Source organism: Tardiphaga sp. OK245, assembly GCF_900108575.1.
In the GTDB taxonomy this organism is placed as follows: Bacteria; Pseudomonadota; Alphaproteobacteria; order Rhizobiales; family Xanthobacteraceae; genus Tardiphaga; species Tardiphaga robiniae.
The window spans coordinates 1,343,640-1,359,784 of sequence record NZ_FNWZ01000001.1; the positions used below are offsets into that span (position 1 = coordinate 1,343,640).

General features: G+C 63.0%; 16 protein-coding genes. 7 read left to right on the forward strand and 9 right to left on the reverse strand.

The window, feature by feature from the left end; genetic code table 11:
• The first annotated feature begins 146 nt into the window (after nucleotides 1-146).
• On the forward strand, nucleotides 147-527 hold the full coding sequence (locus BLW80_RS06155; protein ID WP_093757198.1) for a DUF930 domain-containing protein: 381 nt from the start codon (nucleotides 147-149) through the stop codon (nucleotides 525-527).
• 15 nt (nucleotides 528-542) lie between these two features.
• Here the strand turns inward: BLW80_RS06155 and BLW80_RS06160 are convergent, their stop codons facing one another.
• Complete coding sequence (locus BLW80_RS06160; protein WP_093757199.1) at nucleotides 543-797, reverse strand: PepSY domain-containing protein; 255 nt, start codon at nucleotides 795-797, stop codon at nucleotides 543-545.
• A 231-nt stretch (nucleotides 798-1,028) separates the two neighbouring features.
• Between BLW80_RS06160 and BLW80_RS06165 the strand changes: the two genes are divergently transcribed.
• Nucleotides 1,029-2,732, forward strand: coding sequence for an SGNH/GDSL hydrolase family protein (locus BLW80_RS06165; protein ID WP_093757200.1), 1,704 nt, complete (start codon nucleotides 1,029-1,031; stop codon nucleotides 2,730-2,732).
• Nucleotides 2,733-2,888: 156 nt separating this feature from the next.
• Here the strand turns inward: BLW80_RS06165 and BLW80_RS06170 are convergent, their stop codons facing one another.
• On the reverse strand, nucleotides 2,889-3,251 hold the full coding sequence (locus BLW80_RS06170) for a CsbD family protein (protein WP_089266232.1): 363 nt from the start codon (nucleotides 3,249-3,251) through the stop codon (nucleotides 2,889-2,891).
• An 82-nt stretch (nucleotides 3,252-3,333) separates the two neighbouring features.
• The gene (locus tag BLW80_RS06175) at nucleotides 3,334-4,068 is read right to left on the reverse strand and encodes an SDR family NAD(P)-dependent oxidoreductase (RefSeq protein ID WP_093757201.1); all 735 of its coding nucleotides are present in this window, start codon (nucleotides 4,066-4,068) and stop codon (nucleotides 3,334-3,336) included.
• Between the two features lie 107 nt (nucleotides 4,069-4,175).
• Here BLW80_RS06175 and BLW80_RS06180 point away from each other — a divergent pair, with 107 nt between their 5' ends.
• Both BLW80_RS06180 and BLW80_RS06185 read left to right on the forward strand, forming a co-directional pair.
• Nucleotides 4,176-4,955, forward strand: coding sequence for an SDR family NAD(P)-dependent oxidoreductase (locus BLW80_RS06180; RefSeq protein WP_170849587.1), 780 nt, complete (start codon nucleotides 4,176-4,178; stop codon nucleotides 4,953-4,955).
• 117 nt (nucleotides 4,956-5,072) lie between these two features.
• Nucleotides 5,073-5,960, forward strand: a complete 888-nt coding sequence (locus BLW80_RS06185; RefSeq protein WP_093757202.1) for a TauD/TfdA dioxygenase family protein — start codon at nucleotides 5,073-5,075, stop codon at nucleotides 5,958-5,960.
• 52 nt (nucleotides 5,961-6,012) lie between these two features.
• Here BLW80_RS06185 and BLW80_RS06190 read toward each other — a convergent pair whose 3' ends face one another.
• Both BLW80_RS06190 and BLW80_RS06195 read right to left on the reverse strand, forming a co-directional pair.
• On the reverse strand, nucleotides 6,013-6,978 hold the full coding sequence (locus BLW80_RS06190) for a Bug family tripartite tricarboxylate transporter substrate binding protein (protein WP_093757203.1): 966 nt from the start codon (nucleotides 6,976-6,978) through the stop codon (nucleotides 6,013-6,015).
• 96 nt (nucleotides 6,979-7,074) lie between these two features.
• Nucleotides 7,075-8,472, reverse strand: a complete 1,398-nt coding sequence (locus BLW80_RS06195; protein WP_093757204.1) for a lytic murein transglycosylase — start codon at nucleotides 8,470-8,472, stop codon at nucleotides 7,075-7,077.
• A gap of 262 nt (nucleotides 8,473-8,734) precedes the next feature.
• On the opposite strand from BLW80_RS06195, the gene BLW80_RS06200 reads away from it, so the two are divergent.
• Nucleotides 8,735-9,619 (forward strand): UTP--glucose-1-phosphate uridylyltransferase, encoded by an 885-nt coding sequence (locus BLW80_RS06200; RefSeq protein ID WP_093757205.1) that lies wholly within the window; start codon nucleotides 8,735-8,737, stop codon nucleotides 9,617-9,619.
• A gap of 3 nt (nucleotides 9,620-9,622) precedes the next feature.
• Here BLW80_RS06200 and BLW80_RS06205 read toward each other — a convergent pair whose 3' ends face one another.
• Nucleotides 9,623-11,119: a sensor domain-containing diguanylate cyclase gene (locus BLW80_RS06205; RefSeq protein ID WP_170849588.1), complete on the reverse strand. Its 1,497-nt coding sequence runs from the start codon at nucleotides 11,117-11,119 to the stop codon at nucleotides 9,623-9,625.
• A 199-nt stretch (nucleotides 11,120-11,318) separates the two neighbouring features.
• On the opposite strand from BLW80_RS06205, the gene BLW80_RS06210 reads away from it, so the two are divergent.
• A complete protein-coding gene (locus tag BLW80_RS06210; RefSeq protein WP_089266229.1) occupies nucleotides 11,319-11,591 on the forward strand; it encodes a hypothetical protein in 273 nt (90 codons plus the stop codon).
• Nucleotides 11,592-11,624: 33 nt separating this feature from the next.
• On the opposite strand, the gene BLW80_RS06215 is transcribed toward BLW80_RS06210, so the two are convergent.
• On the reverse strand, nucleotides 11,625-13,229 hold the full coding sequence (locus tag BLW80_RS06215) for an outer membrane beta-barrel protein (RefSeq protein ID WP_244527972.1): 1,605 nt from the start codon (nucleotides 13,227-13,229) through the stop codon (nucleotides 11,625-11,627).
• A gap of 342 nt (nucleotides 13,230-13,571) precedes the next feature.
• Between BLW80_RS06215 and BLW80_RS06220 the strand changes: the two genes are divergently transcribed.
• Nucleotides 13,572-14,549, forward strand: coding sequence for a KpsF/GutQ family sugar-phosphate isomerase (locus BLW80_RS06220; protein WP_410001886.1), 978 nt, complete (start codon nucleotides 13,572-13,574; stop codon nucleotides 14,547-14,549).
• A gap of 3 nt (nucleotides 14,550-14,552) precedes the next feature.
• Here BLW80_RS06220 and BLW80_RS06225 read toward each other — a convergent pair whose 3' ends face one another.
• Both BLW80_RS06225 and BLW80_RS06230 read right to left on the reverse strand, forming a co-directional pair.
• The gene (locus BLW80_RS06225) at nucleotides 14,553-14,996 is read right to left on the reverse strand and encodes an NfeD family protein (RefSeq protein ID WP_093757207.1); all 444 of its coding nucleotides are present in this window, start codon (nucleotides 14,994-14,996) and stop codon (nucleotides 14,553-14,555) included.
• 10 nt (nucleotides 14,997-15,006) lie between these two features.
• The gene (locus tag BLW80_RS06230) at nucleotides 15,007-15,996 is read right to left on the reverse strand and encodes an SPFH domain-containing protein (protein ID WP_093757208.1); all 990 of its coding nucleotides are present in this window, start codon (nucleotides 15,994-15,996) and stop codon (nucleotides 15,007-15,009) included.
• Between the last annotated feature and the right edge of the window lie 149 nt (nucleotides 15,997-16,145).

A 16,145-nucleotide genomic window follows, 5' to 3' on the forward strand; every position in this document is an offset into this window, starting at 1 on the left:
GCGCGTCGACCCCATTCATGACCGGGACTCGCACAGCGCGACCGGGCGCGCAGCGCATCCCAGAGTGGGTAGTCAGCAACCTCCGGACACGCTAAGCGAATGTCATCCCGCCGGTTCACCCTTCCAAACGTGTTGTCCCGTCCCGCATGAAATTCCTGCTTATTCCGCTCGGCCTCGTGGCGCTCGTCACACAGGCTCACGCCAGCGATGCCCGCTTCATGGCGGCCCTCGGCAAGCTCGATCCAAAGACCCGGCTGGAACAGGTCTGCGACTTCGAGGCGATGCGCCGGATCAGCAAGGGCGGCCCGCGTGTCGAGCGCGCGAAGTCCGACGCGCTGGTACCGCCGCAGCATCTCGGCAATACGCTGATCGCCAAGGGCGGCGCCTACCGCGCAGGCGGCAAATGGATGCAGGTCGCCTTCACCTGCAAGGCGACGCCGGACCACAAGACGGTGCTGGATTTCACCTACAAGACGGGAACGGTCATCCCGCCCGCCAAATGGCAGTCTTTGGGGCTGTGGAAATAGACTAGCCCGCCGGCGTCAGTGCTTGGGCTCGTTCTTGGTGAGCGCGCCGCTATGCGGATCGACATGGACCTCGAAGGTCCGGCCGTCCTTCACGACATCGGCTTCCCAATGGCCGTCGTCGGCCTCAAGCTCTCTGATCTCCGTGTAGCCCAAGCTGCGCAGCTTCTCGGTGACCTGCTGTGCGGTCATCCAGTCCTTGCCGGGGGTATCTGCAGAAGCCCATGAGGGCAGCGCGAAAACGAGCGCAACGGCGAGCAGCAGTGACTTCATGGCAAACCTCCCTGATTTGTCACGACAACTCCGGGATTGCCGCTTTGTTCGGCACAGGCCTTGGCTGCGGCCTCGCCGTTCACCCTGCCGCTAAAAGTTCCGGGATTTGCTTGACGTTAACGCCCGGCGGCGCTTGATGGCGGAATCGCGGCTGCCCGCTTGCGGCCCGAATCCGGTAGTATGTCGAGCGGGAACCCGGGTCTGCGGACCCTGCGATTGCGGTCGAGGCGCATGTCACAGAAGCCCAACTTGCCGAGATGGCGGATCGATCACTGGCGTGCCGAAAAGGGCACGCTGATGGTGCTCGCCGTCGCGCTGGGCCTCCTGATCGGCATCGTGGCGCCGGCTTCCGCGCAGTTCTTCGGTTTCGGCGGTCCGCAGCAACCTCCTCCGCGTCCGCAGCGCAATGTGCCGCAAGGCGGCGGTGGCGGCTTCGGCTGGTTCGGCGGCGGCAATGACAGTCCGTTTTTCGCGCCGTTCCAACAGCAACAGGCGCCGAAGCGGGCCGCTCCGCGCGAGGACTATTCGCGCGCACCATCGCCAGAAAAACGCGATGCGCCGGCCGAGCGCAACGTGCTGGTGCTCGGCGACAGCATGGCCGACTGGCTCGCTTACGGCCTCGAAGACGCCTATGCCGAACAGCCCGACATGGGCGTGATCCGCAAGCACAAGACCGTCTCCGGCCTGCTGCGCTATCAGCCGAAGGGCGATCCCGCGGATTGGGCCGCGGCGGCCAAGGGCATTCTCGCCACCGAGAAGCCCGATGCCATTGTCGTCATGCTCGGCCTCAATGACCGTGTCGCGATCCGTGAGCCCGACAAGGCGGCCGAAAAGAAGGGCGCCAAGAAGGACGAGAAGAAAGACAGCGCCGCGGAAGTGAAGCCCGGCGAGAAGCCGGCCGAGCCCGAGGCTGACGATGCAGATATTCCCGATCCCGGTTCGATCGTCACCGAGCGCGGCGCGCGGACCGGCGGCATGGTCGATTTCCGCGACGAGCGCTGGGGCGAGCTCTACTCGAAGAAGATCGAGGAGATGATCAATGTCGTGAAGGCGAAGGGCGTGCCCGTGCTGTGGGTCGGCCTGCCCGCGGTGCGCGGCACCAAGGCGACCGCCGACATGCTCTATCTCGACAATCTCTATCGCGACGCCGCGACCAAGGTCGGCATCACCTATGTCGATATCTGGGACGGCTTCGTCGACGAGGCCGGCCGCTTCCTGCAGCAGGGCCCGGATTTCGAAGGCCAGATCCGCCGGCTGCGTTCGGCCGACGGCGTCTATTTCACCAAGGCCGGCGCCCGCAAGATGGCGCATTACGTCGAGCGCGAAATCACCCGTTTGCTCTCCGGCCGCTCCGCGCCGATCGCACTGCCGAGCGAGCCCGCGACGCCCGACCTCAATGCCGTGCCCGGCGCGCCGGCGCCGCGTCCGCTGGCCGGCCCCATCGTGCCATTGGTCGCCTCCTCCGTGGGCACCGATCAACTGCTCGGCGGCCCCGGCGTGAAACCGGTGAGTGTCGATGCGCTGGTGGCGCGCGTGCTGGTGAAGGGCGAGCCGCTCGCCGCGCCCGCCGGCCGCGCCGACGACTTCGCCTGGCCGCGCCGCGAGATCGGCCGCGAACAGGCCAAGGGCGATGTTCCCGTCGCGGCGGCCACACCTGCTACCTCAGGCACGAGCGGCGTCGCTGCGACGACAGGATCGGATGGCATCGTTCCAGTGATGACGCCGCCGGCCGCACCGAAGAAAAAGCCGAAACCCGTCATCGCCACCGAAGCGCCGTCATCCTTCGGTAGTTTCTTTGGCTTCGACGATGCGCCGCGCCGCGCGCCCGTCCAGCAGGCGCCGCAGCGCCCCCGCCCGGCCCAGGCGCCCGGGCCGCGCCCGCCGGCCAATGTCGGCCCCGCCGCCTCCGCCCCCTCCGGTTTCTTCACGCGTTAATCGCGCGAAAAATTCCGACGCGAAATTTCAGAGTCAAAAAAATCCCTCAGCCTTTGCGGGCTGAGGGATTTTTGCTTTGGATATTTTCTTGGACGTTTTCTCAGATGCGGCTGCTGACGCTTCTGCGGCGTCCGTTATGTCAGCCGTGATCTGCTATCAATAACCGAAACGGTTCGGACGACGGCGCGGCGGACGCGTCATCAGCATCGCCAGCGCAAAGCCGATACCGCCTGCGATGAGTAGCGAGCCCAGCGGATTGTCGCGGACCTTGTCGGTGATCGCCTGCGTGCCGTCGCGATAGACGTCGCTGTCGAGTGCATCCTTGGCATAGCTGGTGGCGGCGTCCGATGCGTCACGCACGGCATCCTTGGCCTGGCCATACAGGTTCTGCACGGTGCCCGTCGCTTCGCGCGCACGGCCCGAGGCTTCAGTCCGCTCATCGCCCGTGGCTCGGCCGATCACACCTTCAACCTTGCCAGCTGCATCCTTGGCTGCGCCCGCAATACGGTCCTTGTCCATGTCGATTACTCCGTGAGGAAATTCTCGCCGGTGTAATGCCTGAAGCCAGTACTGGTTCCGCCGCGATGCAGGCGCCGTGAATTTAAAGGATCAAACCGCCATCGACGACCAGCGTATGACCGCAAACATAGGATGACAGCGGCGACGCCAAGAACAATGCAGCGCCGGCCATGTCGGCAGGCGTGCCGAGACGCTGCAGCGGGATCCTGGCAATCGCGCCTTCCAGCCGCTTCGGATTGCCGGTCGTGACCTTTGTCATCTTGCTGTCAACGAGCCCCGGCGCGATACCGTTGACACGGATGCCGTCTTCCGACCACGCCTGCGCCAGTGTGCGCGTGAGCCCAACTGCGCCGGTCTTCGACGCATTGTAGGAGGGGTTTCCCTTGGTGGCGTGATAGGCCGCGGTGGAACTGACAATGATCAATCGCCCCTTGCTTGCTTTGAGCTGCGCATGAAACTTCGTCGCGCAGCCCATCAGGCTGATCAGATTGATTTCCATCACCTTGCGGAAGCCATCCATCTCGAACTCGCCGCGGCGATAGATCACAGCACCCTGCGCGAGGATCAGCACATCCACCCGGTCAAGCTTCGGATCGAATGCCTCGATGGCCGACGCGCTGCCAACATCGAGCTGGCTGTAGCCGAGGCCGTCGAGATCGGAACCTTCATCGATCGTGTAGTCGCTGGCCTTGGCGCGCGTCCCGCAGACATGCACATGCGCGCCGCGCGCACGAAAGGCCTGCGCCATACCATTGCCGATGCCGCTTGATCCGCCGACGATGAGCACCTGCTGGCCGCTGAAATCGAGTTCGTTCATCCCTGATCGTCCTTCTTGATTTTATCGGCACATGTTTGACCTCTCCCGCGATCGGTGCAAGCCTTCAATCAAGCCTCATCATGAAGGCGCAAAATTCGGAGGATGCCTTGTCGGATTACAAACAACTCAGCCGCTCGGTGCGCGGCCTCACCGTTCTGGTCACCGGCGCTGCAAGCGGGATGGGCCGCGCGACGGCGCGCGTGTTCGGCGAAGAAGGCGCCAATGTTGCCGTCACCGATATTTCGGCAGACGGCATTGCCTCCGTCGTTGACCCGATCACATCAGGCGGCGGCAGCGCACACGCATGGACCCTCGATGTCGCCGATCCCGATCGCATCCGCACAGTGGTCAGCGACGTCGCCGCGCATTTCGGCAGCCTCGATATCATCGTCAACAATGCGGGCATCTCGGTATCGACCGCCATCGATCAAGACGGCTATGACGCCGCGTGGGATCGCGCCATCGCGGTGATGCTGACCTCGCACCAGCGCATTATCCGCGCCGCGCTGCCGCACCTGCGCAAATCGCCCTCGCCGCGGATCGTCAACATCGCGTCCACCGAAGCGCTCGGCGCCACCGCACTGCACAGCCCCTATTCCGCAGCAAAAGCCGGCGTCACGGGTCTCACGCGTTCGCTCGCGGTGGAACTCGGCCGCGACGGCATCACGGTGAACTGCATCTGTCCCGGCCCGATCACGACGGGGATCACCGAGCGCATCAGCGACGAGCATAAGGTGATCTTCGCCAAGCGCCGCACGGTGCTGCGCCGCTACGGCGATCCGGAAGAAGTCGCGCATATGACGCTGAGCCTGTGCCTGCCGGCCGCGTCCTATATCACAGGCGCGGTGATCCCGGTCGACGGCGGCCTCATGGCACGCAATGCCTGACGGCATTCACGCCGGTTGACTTCGCACCTTGCGGGCGTAGCATTTTTCTCAAGCGGCACAGCATCGCTGGAAGCCGCAATCGAATGGGTCAACCATTCCACACGGAGGAAATCTGCAATGCCCGTGACAATCCGCAAACTGCATCCCTTGTTCGTCGGCGAAGTGACCGGCGTCGACCTGACCAAGCCGGTCAGCCTCGATGACGCCGCTGCCATCGAGCGCGGCATGGATGACTACGCTGTCCTGATATTCCCGAAGCAGGATATCACCGACGAACAGCAACTCGCTTTCGCGCAGAATTTCGGCGAGCGAGAGAACCGAAAAGGCGGCTCCGTCACCAAGAAGGAAGATTACCGGCTCACATCGGGGCTCGCCGACGTATCCAATCTCGGCAAGGACGGCAAGCCGCTGCCGAAAGACAGTCGGGCACACCTGTTCAATCTGGGCAACTGCCTGTGGCACTCCGACAGTTCCTTCCGGCCGATTCCGGCGAAATTCTCGCTGCTGTCGGCACGCGTGGTCAATCCGAAGGGCGGCAATACCGAATTCGCCGACATGCGCGCGGCCTATGATGCGCTCGACGGTGATGCCAAGGCCGAGATCGAGGACATGATCTGCGAACATTCGCTGATGACGTCGCGAGGTGCGCTCGGTTTTCTCGACTACACTGACGAAGAGAAAGAGATGTTCAAGCCGGTGCTGCAGCGGCTGGTGCGCACGCATCCGGTGCATGGCCGGAAGTCGCTGTATCTGTCGTCGCATGCCGGCGCGATCCAGGGCATGTCGGTGCCCGAAGCCCGCGTGTTGCTGCGCGATCTCAACGAGCACGCCACGCAGCCGCAATTCGTCCATGTCCACAAATGGACGCTGCATGACCTCGTGATGTGGGACAATCGCCAGACCATGCATCGAGTCCGCCGCTACGACCAATCGCAGCCGCGCGACATGCGCCGGGCCACCGTCGCCGGCAATGCGCCGACGGTGGCGCAGCAGGCGGCGGAATAACCCGCCATCCAAAGACAGGCGCGCCGCACGATGCAGCGCGCCTGTGTGCGTTCTAGATCCGCTCGATCTTTGCCTTCTCCAGCACTTCGCCCCAACGCTTCACGTCGGAGGCAAGGAGATCGATCACCTCCTTCGGCTGCGAGGCCTTAGCCTGGCTGCCGAGCGACAGCAGCCGCTCCTTCACGCTCTCATCCTTGAGCAGTGTGACCGTCGCAGCGTTCAACTTTGCCACGACGTCGTCGGGAAGGCCGACCGGGCCAACGAGGCTGTACCAGCCCGGCGCGGCGTAGCCGGGAAAGCCCGCTTCGGCCACGGTGGGAATATCGGGGAAAGACGGGAAGCGTTCAGCCGTCGTCACGGCGAGTGCGCGGAACTTGCCGGCCTTGATCTGCTCGATCATCGAGATCGGCGGATCGACCATGAAGTCGATGCGCCCCGCGAGGACTTCGACAACGGCCTGAGCGCCGCCGCGAAACGGAATGTGCTGAAACTTCACGCCGGCCAACTGCCCGACCTGCTCGACGATCAGATGCGGGCCCGAGCCGACACCGGGCGTGCCGTAAGTGAGCGGCTTATCCGGCTGCTTCTTTGCAGAAGCGATCAACTCGGCGAGATTCTTGAAGGGTGCGTCCGCATTACACGAGAACATGTAGGGCGCTTCGGAGACCTGGCAGATACCCTTGAGGTCATCGACCGGCTTGTAAGGCAGGCTCTTGTAGAAGGCCGACGACGCGCCATAGGTCGCGGTGATCAGCGAGATCGTGTAACCGTCAGGCGCCGAGCGGGCGAGCTGCGCCCCGGCGAGCGTCGTGCCGGCGCCGGGCTTGGTTTCGACCACCACGGTCTGGCCGAGAATTTTCGACAGACCTTCGGCGAGCACACGCGAGGTTGCGTCGGTGCCGCCGCCCGGCGCGAAACCGTGCAGCAGGGTGATGGACCGTTCCGGCCACGCCGCTTTGGCCTCAAATGGAAGAAGGCTTGCCGACAATCCGGCCAGCAGCGTGCGCCTGTTCAACATCGATAGTCCCCAAAGAATGCATCCAAGGGGACCAGCGTAGCATGCATGCTGCGCTGCGGTATAATGTTATGCGCTATGGGCCTCTGCGCAGGACGCCTATCTAGCCCGGAGCCGATCCAGCATCTCCGACGATGCGAACCCGTCAGCGGGCGCGCCGACGGAGGCCTGGAAGTTGCGCAAGGCTTCGCGGGTCTGGCCGCCGAACTGGCCGTCCGGCGTACCTTTGTAGAAGCCGCGCTGCGCCAGCAGCTGCTGCAGCTCAAGCCGTTCTGCGCGGGATAGCACGCGCTCCTGACGCGGCCATGGCTGCACGAAAGGCGGACCGCCGCGCAACCGGTCGGCGAAATGGCCGATGGCCATCGCATAGGCCTCGGCCGGATTGTATTTCATGATGACGCGGAAATTCGTCAGCATCAGGAAGCCCGGCCCCTGCGAACCGGCGGGCGCGAGCAGATAGGCCTTTTCCGTCATGCGCGGGAACGGCTGGTTGTTAGCCCGCTTGAGGCCAAGCTGCTCCCATTGCGGCAGGGTCATTGCCTTGGCCTTGTCGGCCAGCATGTAGTTGAAGCCCTGTGGAACCACGACTTCGTAGCCCCAGGTCTGACCGCTTTGCCAGCCATCCTTTTTCAGGTTGTTGGCGGTCGAGAAAATCAGATCGGTCGGGTTGTCCACCACGTCACGGCGACCATCGCCGTCGCCGTCCACCGCAAAGCGTTTGAACGCGGTCGGCATGAACTGGGTCGGGCCGAATGCGCCGGCCCAGGAGCCTCGCATCTGTTCAGGCCTCAGATCGCCGCGATGCAGAATTTCCAGAGCAACCAGAAATTCGTCCTTGAAATACGCCTGACGGCGGCCGACGCAGGCCAGCGTCGCCGTCGAGCGCAGAACGCTGCGATCGCCGATCATCGTCGAGTAGTTCGACTCGATGCCCCAGATCGACGCGACGATGTAGCGATCGACGCCGTAGGCCTTCTCGGCCGCATCGAAGATCGTCTTGTACTGCGCCAGCACCTCGCGGCCCTTGGCCATGCGGTTGTCGTTCACCAGGATGTCGAGATAGTCCCAGATCGCCTTGGTGAATTCCGGCTGCGAATCCATCAGGTCCATGATTCGCAGATCCGGCGTCAGCCCGGCGGTGAAACGCTGATAGCTGTCCTGCGAGATGCCGCGGCGTGCGGCATCAGGCCACAGTCCGGCAATGCAGTTATCGAAATTACCAGCGGCCTCGCGGATTGCCTGTGCAGTCATCAGCGGATGGCCGGATGCGCCGTCCTCGCCGCTCCAGGGCTGCGCTCCGGGCGCGCCGGGCAGTGCCGCCTGTGGCGGCGGGTCCTGGGTCTGCGACGATCCGCTAAAGATATTGTCGAACAGGCTGAAAGGGCCGCTCTTGCTCTGCGCCTGCGCCGCCACGGGCAGGGCTGCCGTAAGCAAAACTGCGCCGAGCGCAGCTACACCGCATGTCAGGCTACGCGCCATCTTCTTCGCAGATTTCATCACTATCCATCTCGGGAATCTGACCGGAATTTGGTCATGACTGTGGCATGACAGGAGGCCCGGTGAGGGTTTCCATCAGCTTAACACTATTCCAGTTTTGCCTGGCTGGGCGGACGTGCCGCGCGGCAGAAAGGATAATTGCAGACATGTAGCCCGGCACCACACATCCGCCTTTGTTCCCGGTTGCAAACGGAACCAGCAGGCGCAATCTTCGTTGGCCTGCCTGCGTCGTTCCCCTCCAAGGTCATTGCAAAGTCCCCTGATGAAAATTCGCAAAGCCGTTTTCCCGGTCGCCGGCCTCGGCACCCGCGTCCTTCCCGCCACCAAGGCGATGCCGAAGGAAATGCTGACCATCGTTGATCGGCCGTTGATCCAATATGTGGTCGACGAAGCTCGCGAAGCCGGCATCGAACATTTCATCTTCGTTACCGGCCGCAATAAGGGCATCATCGAAGATCACTTCGATCGCATGTTCGAGCTCGACGAGACACTCAAGAGCCGTAACAAGTCTGCCGAGATCGAACAGCTGGCGCTGTCCCAGCCTGCCGCCGGCGCCATGAGCTTCACCCGCCAGCAGGCGCCGCTCGGGCTTGGCCATGCTGTCTGGTGTGCCCGCGATATCGTCGGCAATGAGCCCTTCGCCGTGGTGCTGCCGGATGAGCTGGTGCTGAATTCCCCGGGCTGCCTGAAGCAGATGGTCGACATTGCCAATGCCCTCGGCGAAAAATCCAACCTCGTTGCCGTCGAGGAAGTCCCGATGGACATGACGCATCAATACGGCATCTGCGGTGTCGGCGAGCGCCACCCAACCCACGAGGCCGCTTTCACCATCGACGGCATGGTCGAGAAACCCCCGAAGGGCACCGCGCCGTCCAACCTGTCGATTACCGGCCGCTACATCCTGCAGCCGGAGATATTCAAGATTTTGGAGACCCAGGAGCGCGGCGCGGGTGGCGAAATCCAGCTCACCGATGCGATGATCGGCCTCGCCAAGAGCCAGTCGTTCTACGGCGTGGAATTCGAAGGCGAGCGGCACGATTGCGGTTCGAAGTCGGGTTTCCTGCGCGCCAATATCGCGTTCGGCCTGCAACGCCCTGATCTGCGCGAAGGTCTGCGCGCCGAAATGCTGCGTTACCTCGGAGAGTAAGCGCTAGGCTGCAATCGCCTGGTGCGCATCGCCTGCGATGACACACTGGTTGCGGCCTGCGGCCTTCGCCGCATAGAGCGCCTTGTCGGCAGCTTCGACCAGTCCCGTCCACTCCATCGTCACCAGCGGCTTCACGCTGGCGACGCCGATGCTGACCGTGAGCATCGCAGGATCGGCCGGCACCTGTTCGACGCGACGTCGAATGGTTTCGGCAACCTCATAGGCATCCTGCACGGTCGCACCGGGCAGCAGCACGGCGAACTCTTCCCCGCCATAGCGCGCGGCACAGTCGCCGGCCCGCTTCGCCGCTCCTGCGATGCAATTCGCGATCGCGATCAGGGCAGTGTCTCCGGATTGATGACCGAAGCTGTCGTTGAAAACCTTGAAATGGTCGGCGTCGATCAACAGCAGTGCCATCGGCCGTGAATGCCTGATGGCGCGACGCCATTCCAGCTCCATCGCCGCATCGAATTTGCGGCGATTGCGCAGTCCAGTGAGACCATCGGTCGTGGCCAGTTCTTCGAGCTTGTGCTCTGCGTGTGCGCGGCGGCCTATTTCGCGCGCCAGGAACAGTGTCACCGCGGTGATGAAGATAATCAGCGCCAGCATGATGCCGCCGATCTTGATCGCCTGCTGATACCACAGACTGTAGATGCCGGCCCACGGCCGGCCGACGATCACGAGCAACGGCCGACCGCTGTCGCGCCACACATAGAGGCGCTCGATCTGGTCAACGACACCGACGCCCGAATACGACCCGTTGGACCGGCTCAGCGCCCGCATCACGCCGGGGGTCTTGCTCAGATCCCTGCCGACCACGTCGAGATCGAACGGCGTACGCATGATGACGACGCCGTCGCGGCGGATCACTGTGATGTTGTCGTCCTTGTTCAGCCGCAAGCGACCGAACAGATCATGAAAGTAGGCGAACCGGATGGCACCCGCGACGACGCCGGCAAAATTGCCATCGACGTCGGTGATGCGGCGGCTCAGCACGACGGAATACGCGCCCCGGTGCAGCATCGGTTTGCTGACATAGAGCCCGCGCTCGCCGTCGAACTTGTGTACCTTGAAGAACTCTTCGTCGGCACTGCTCTGCTTGGCAGGATCGAGCGATGCCGCATCGATGATAAGATCGCCATGCGCATCGAACACCTGAATGGATGCAAACTGGCGCGCTGATGCCGCATTGTCGAACAGGATCAGCTGGCGCATTTCCTTGCTGAGCTTGTCGATCTCGGGCGTATTGATGCCGGAAATGACAGCGCGCAACGACAGATCGTATTGTTCAACGGTTCGACCTATATCAGAATCGATGGAGGTGGCGAGGTTCTCGGCAGTCTGTCGCGCGAGCGCTTCCTCGCCGCGGCGCATATCGAGCATCACAGTGCCGCAAACGGCCGAAAAGCCAATGATCGTGACCAGCGACGACAGAATCAACAGCTTGGCCGATAACGGCCAGCGTCGAATTCCCGTGCTTGCATTCCCCGACTTCATCATGTGCTCCGTACCCCACGGATCGCACGCGAATGCTTGCCGAGCGCTTAAGTACCGGCTTTGGGTTCCACACGGCGTTAACGAACGGTTGCGGAAAATGCTCGGATGACGCACTTCCGATGTCGATTTACCGAAATCGCGCTGTAGCGCCTGATCGCGCGGGCGCGTATGACGTTTGCGAGATTATACCGAGGACAATTCCGTGCCTGACTACGACCTGCTCCGCGCCTACCTGGCCAGCCAGACCAAGGACGAATTCGTGCTGAGCATGGATGCGATCGAGGAGATCATCGACGACGCGCTGCCGCGCGCGTCGCACCGGGCCTCGTGGTGGGAGACCGAGCGCGCGCCCGATGAGCACATGCCGCAGCGCGAGGCCTGTATCGCAGCCGGCTTCATCGCCATCCGATTGCCCGATGGCTCCGGTGTGAAATTTCGCCGGAAGACGGCCAAGTTCATGCGGAAGTGGAATTAGGACGAGCGACGTGGCGCCCAGCGATTTTGACGGCTACCGCTGCAGTCTCACGCCCAGCATCACCACGGTCGAGGCCGTGCTCGCGCCAAGGATGTTTGAATCCAGGATATCGCGGCGCACCTGCGCCTTGAGCTGGATTTCACGGTTCAGCTTGTAAACGAGATCACCCTGCAGCGAGTAGATCTTATCGAAGCGGAAGTTTTCCTGATAATCCTGCGTCACGTAAGTGAACTTGCCCGTGGCCGTCAGCCAGCGCCGGAAGTCGTGATTGACCTCGACCGTATAGGTGCGCGTGAGAATGCCGGGAACGCCGGGAACGGTCGTCTCGTCGATCGACGTGGTCGAGACGAATTTCGCGGTCGTTAGCGGTGTGGCCGTCCAGATCAGCGACGCTGACGTCAGCAGACCCTTGAGAACCTCCAGCCGCGTATCCGTATAGCTGCGCGCTGCATATCCGATCGACGCTTCGCCCGTCAGCAGACGCGTGAATTCGAACGTCGTACCGGCCTTGATATAGCCGCCGCTGGAATCGCGGAGATAGCCAAAGCGATCCGCCCGATCGTCGTGCACACGGACATCGCCCTGGACTTCGGCGAATGGCTTTAGACCCGGCAGCACTTCATAGGTGGCGCGGCCGACGCCGCCATACTGATTGAAATTACGGTCATTGTTGTTGGTCTGGGTGCCGTCGGTCAGTTTCGAATCCTGATAGACGGTGCGATCGACGAGACCATCGACCTTGATCTGAAGGCGGTTGAAGTCCTTCTCGACCCCCAGCGACCCACCAGTCGTCGTGAACAGCGGGAACTCCTTCAAGCCGGCCTGAATGTTCGGGCTGCCCGGATTATCCGCGCCGACCCGCATACGCATTTCGCTGTTAACGCGCAGGTCGCGGGCGACATCGAGACGACCGGCGATCTTGCCGTTGAATTCGGCGCGATCGACATTTTCGGGTGCCGGCGAAGTCTGGAATGGCGCTGCGGGAAACTGCTTCTCATAGCCGGTGAAGGATCCGCGCAGATCCACGATGATCGAGTGCCGCGTCCAGTCGGTTGCGGCCAGCAGCTCCGGCGCGACCTTGTAGAACGACGACCCCTTCGGCTGCACGAAACGCGCCGGATTGTTGTCGAAACCGCCATAGATTTCCACGGCTGACTTCACGAGAAAGCTGCCGACGCGCACGCCGGTCGGGGCATAGGGATCGGGATCAATCGGCAATCGCCGGCGCGGCGGCTGACCCACCACGGTGCCGGCAACCGACGGCGCAACGGGGGGCTTGGCGGCCTTGGCCGATGGCGGTGACGGCCGCGTCTCGGGCACCAGCGGCGGCGGCGGGCTGCCGGGGCCCACTGGCGGCTTCGGTTTCTTCGCGCCCGGATAATATTTGGTCTGCTTGCGCTTGCGGTTAAGCGCGTCAAAGCCGGTGCCGGCGGCGCCCGATGCGGCGGGTATGGGCGGCGTGATGATCGACTGCGGCAGGCGATCCGGCGATAGCTGGCTGGTCTGCAGCGTTCCATTTGGCTGGAGTGGCGCATCCGTCGTCCGGCGCGTCGGCAGATTCTGCGGTGACACGAAGCCGCCCGGGACCGGCGCCAGCAGGTCTGACGTCAATGCTTGCGAGAATGCCGGAGATGGCATGAGGAGGCTCAGACACAGACATGCCGAAACCGCGCCGTTGGCCCAGGCGCGGTTGCGGCGGTCGCGTACTCGACCCATCCTCACGATTAGAAAAACTCCAACACTATCAAAAGCTTACAAAATCCACCAAGAGCAACGCCGGAGGCGCGCGCGACAACTCATGGTTAAGGGAGTTAAAACGCTTATGGTTAATGGCCCGTTGAGATCGCATCGGCGGGGTTTCGCCAGGCAGGCCCAGCCGTGCTAAGAGGACGGCGACACAGCCGGACAATTTACGGCCCCAGGATGCGATTGATGCCCCTCTCCAAGACACCCGGCCTTCCGACGAAAACGACGGCAGCGATGAGCGATCAGGCCATTGAAGCGATTGCCTCTGCGCTGCGTACGCTGGAGGCCGAAGCCAGCGGCGTCACCGCGCTGGCCACCGCGCTGCAATCCGACCTTGGCCCGGCCTTCGTCGCCGCCGCCGACCTGATCCTCAAGGCGAAGGGCCGCCTGATCATCACCGGCCTCGGCAAGTCCGGCCATATTGGCCGCAAGATCGCCGCGACCTTCGCCTCGACCGGAACACCGGCCTTCTTCGTCCATGCCGCCGAAGCCAGCCATGGCGATCTCGGCATGATCACGCCCGACGACGTCATCATGGCGTTGTCGTGGTCCGGCGAGCAGCCGGAGATGAAGAACCTCATCACCTATGCCAAGCGTTTCAGGATCGGCGTCGTCGCGATCACCTCCGAAGCCACCTCGACGCTGGCCGAGGCCGCCGATGTCGCGCTGACGCTGCCGAAGGCGCGCGAGGCCTGCCCGCATAATCTCGCCCCCACGACCTCGTCGCTGATGATGCTGGCGATGGGCGATGCGCTGGCGATCGCGCTGCTGGAAGGCCGCGGCTTCACCTCGGTGGATTTCAGCGTGCTGCATCCCGGCGGCAAGCTCGGCGCGATGCTGAAATACACCCGCGACCTCATGCATTCAGGCGACGCCGTGCCGCTCAAGCCGCTCGGCACCAAGATGTCCGACGCGCTGGTGGAAATGTCGTCGAAGGGCTTTGGCTGTGTCGGCATCACCGACGGCAACGGCCATGTGGTCGGCATCGTCACCGACGGCGATCTCCGCCGTCACATGCGCGCCGACCTGATGACGGTCTCGGTCGATGAAGTCATGACCAAGAATCCCAAGACCATCAGCCGCGACCTGCTCGCCGGCGAGGCGCTGGAAATCCTCAACTCGTCGAAGATCACCGCACTGCTGGTGACGGACGCCAGAAAGCCCGTCGGCATCGTGCATCTGCACGATCTGCTACGGGCGGGCGTTGCTTAGTTTTTAGGCCACATCCACCGTCAGGCTCGCTCCGTCCGCCTTCACGATCTTCACCTTGGTGCCTGCCGGCGTATCCGGGCCACTGACGCGCCAGACCGTATCGTCGATGCGCACGATGCCCTCACCGTCGATAATCGGCCGATCCAGCGTGCAGACGCGGCCGACCAGCGCATCGGAGCGCTTGTTGAGGAACGGATTCGGATTGGCGCCGGGCTTCTGGCGCGCGATCCGCCGCCACAACGGCACGGCAGCGAGCGCGAACAATCCGAACAGCAGGATCTGCACTTGCCAGGACGGCGTGACGATGAAGGAGAGCACGCCGACGAGAAACGCTGACAGCCCGAGCCAGAACATGAAGACGCCGGGCGCCAGCAGCTCCAGCGCCATCAGCAGCACACCGAAGATCAGCCAGTTCCAGCTCCCCAAAGTAACGAACATTTCGGCCATTGCGAAATCCCTAGCCGCGCGGCGGCGTTGTACCCGCCGGCGGCACTGATCCGCTGCGGCGCGCGGCAGCCTGGGCCGAGGTCGAGTTCTCGCCGAAGGTCGCCTTGGCGATCTCGCCGATACCGGCCAGCGAGCCTAGCATGCTCATGGCTTCCACAGGCAGCATGATGACCTTCTGGTTCGGCGATTCCGCAAGCTGGCCGAACGCCTTGATGTATTTGTCGGCGATGAAGTAATTCAGCGCCGCAACGTCACCCTTCGAAATCGCCTCCGACACCACCCGCGTTGCGTTGGCTTCGGCCTCTGCGGAACGCTCGCGTGCCTCGGCGTCACGGAACGCAGCCTCGCGGCGCCCTTCCGCCTGCAGGATCTGGCCCTGCTTGGCACCTTCGGCACGGAGAATTTCCGACTGGCGCTGACCCTCAGCCTGCAGAATGTCGGCGCGCTTGACGCGCTCGGCCTTCATCTGCCGGCCCATAGCCTCGACCAGATCGGCCGGCGGCACGATGTCCTTGATCTCGATACGGTTGACCTTGAGGCCCCATGGCGACACCGCGGCATCGACGACGCGCAGCAGCCGCTCATTGATCTCGTCACGATGCGACAGCACCTGATCGAGATCCATCGAGCCCATTACCGAACGGATGTTGGTCATGGTCAGCACGATGATCGCCTGATTGAGGTCGGACACTTCGTAGCTTGCTTTGGCCGCGTCGAACACCTGGAAGAACGCGACGCCGTCCACGGTGACGGTGGCGTTGTCCTTGGTGATCACTTCCTGCTCGGGGATGCTGATCACCTGCTCCATCATGTTCATCTTGCGACCGACGCGGTCGAAATACGGGATGATGAGGTTGAGGCCTGGCGACAGCGTACGGGTGAATTTGCCGAAGCGCTCGATGGTCCAGTCATAGCCCTGCGGCACGGTCTTCACGCCGGCGAACAGCGTGAAGATGATCAGCAGTACAACGGCGATGGCGAAAATGTCGTAACCGGACATCAAAGTCTCCCTGCGGCAAAATGGACGCGCAACATATGGCGCCTCGTTGTTTTGTCGTCGGGGAGGATTTTAAGGTTCGAGACCGGGAAAAGCGAGAGCAGGTACCGAAAGTACGTCCCTCATGGTGAGGAGGCGCTCTTGCGCCGTCT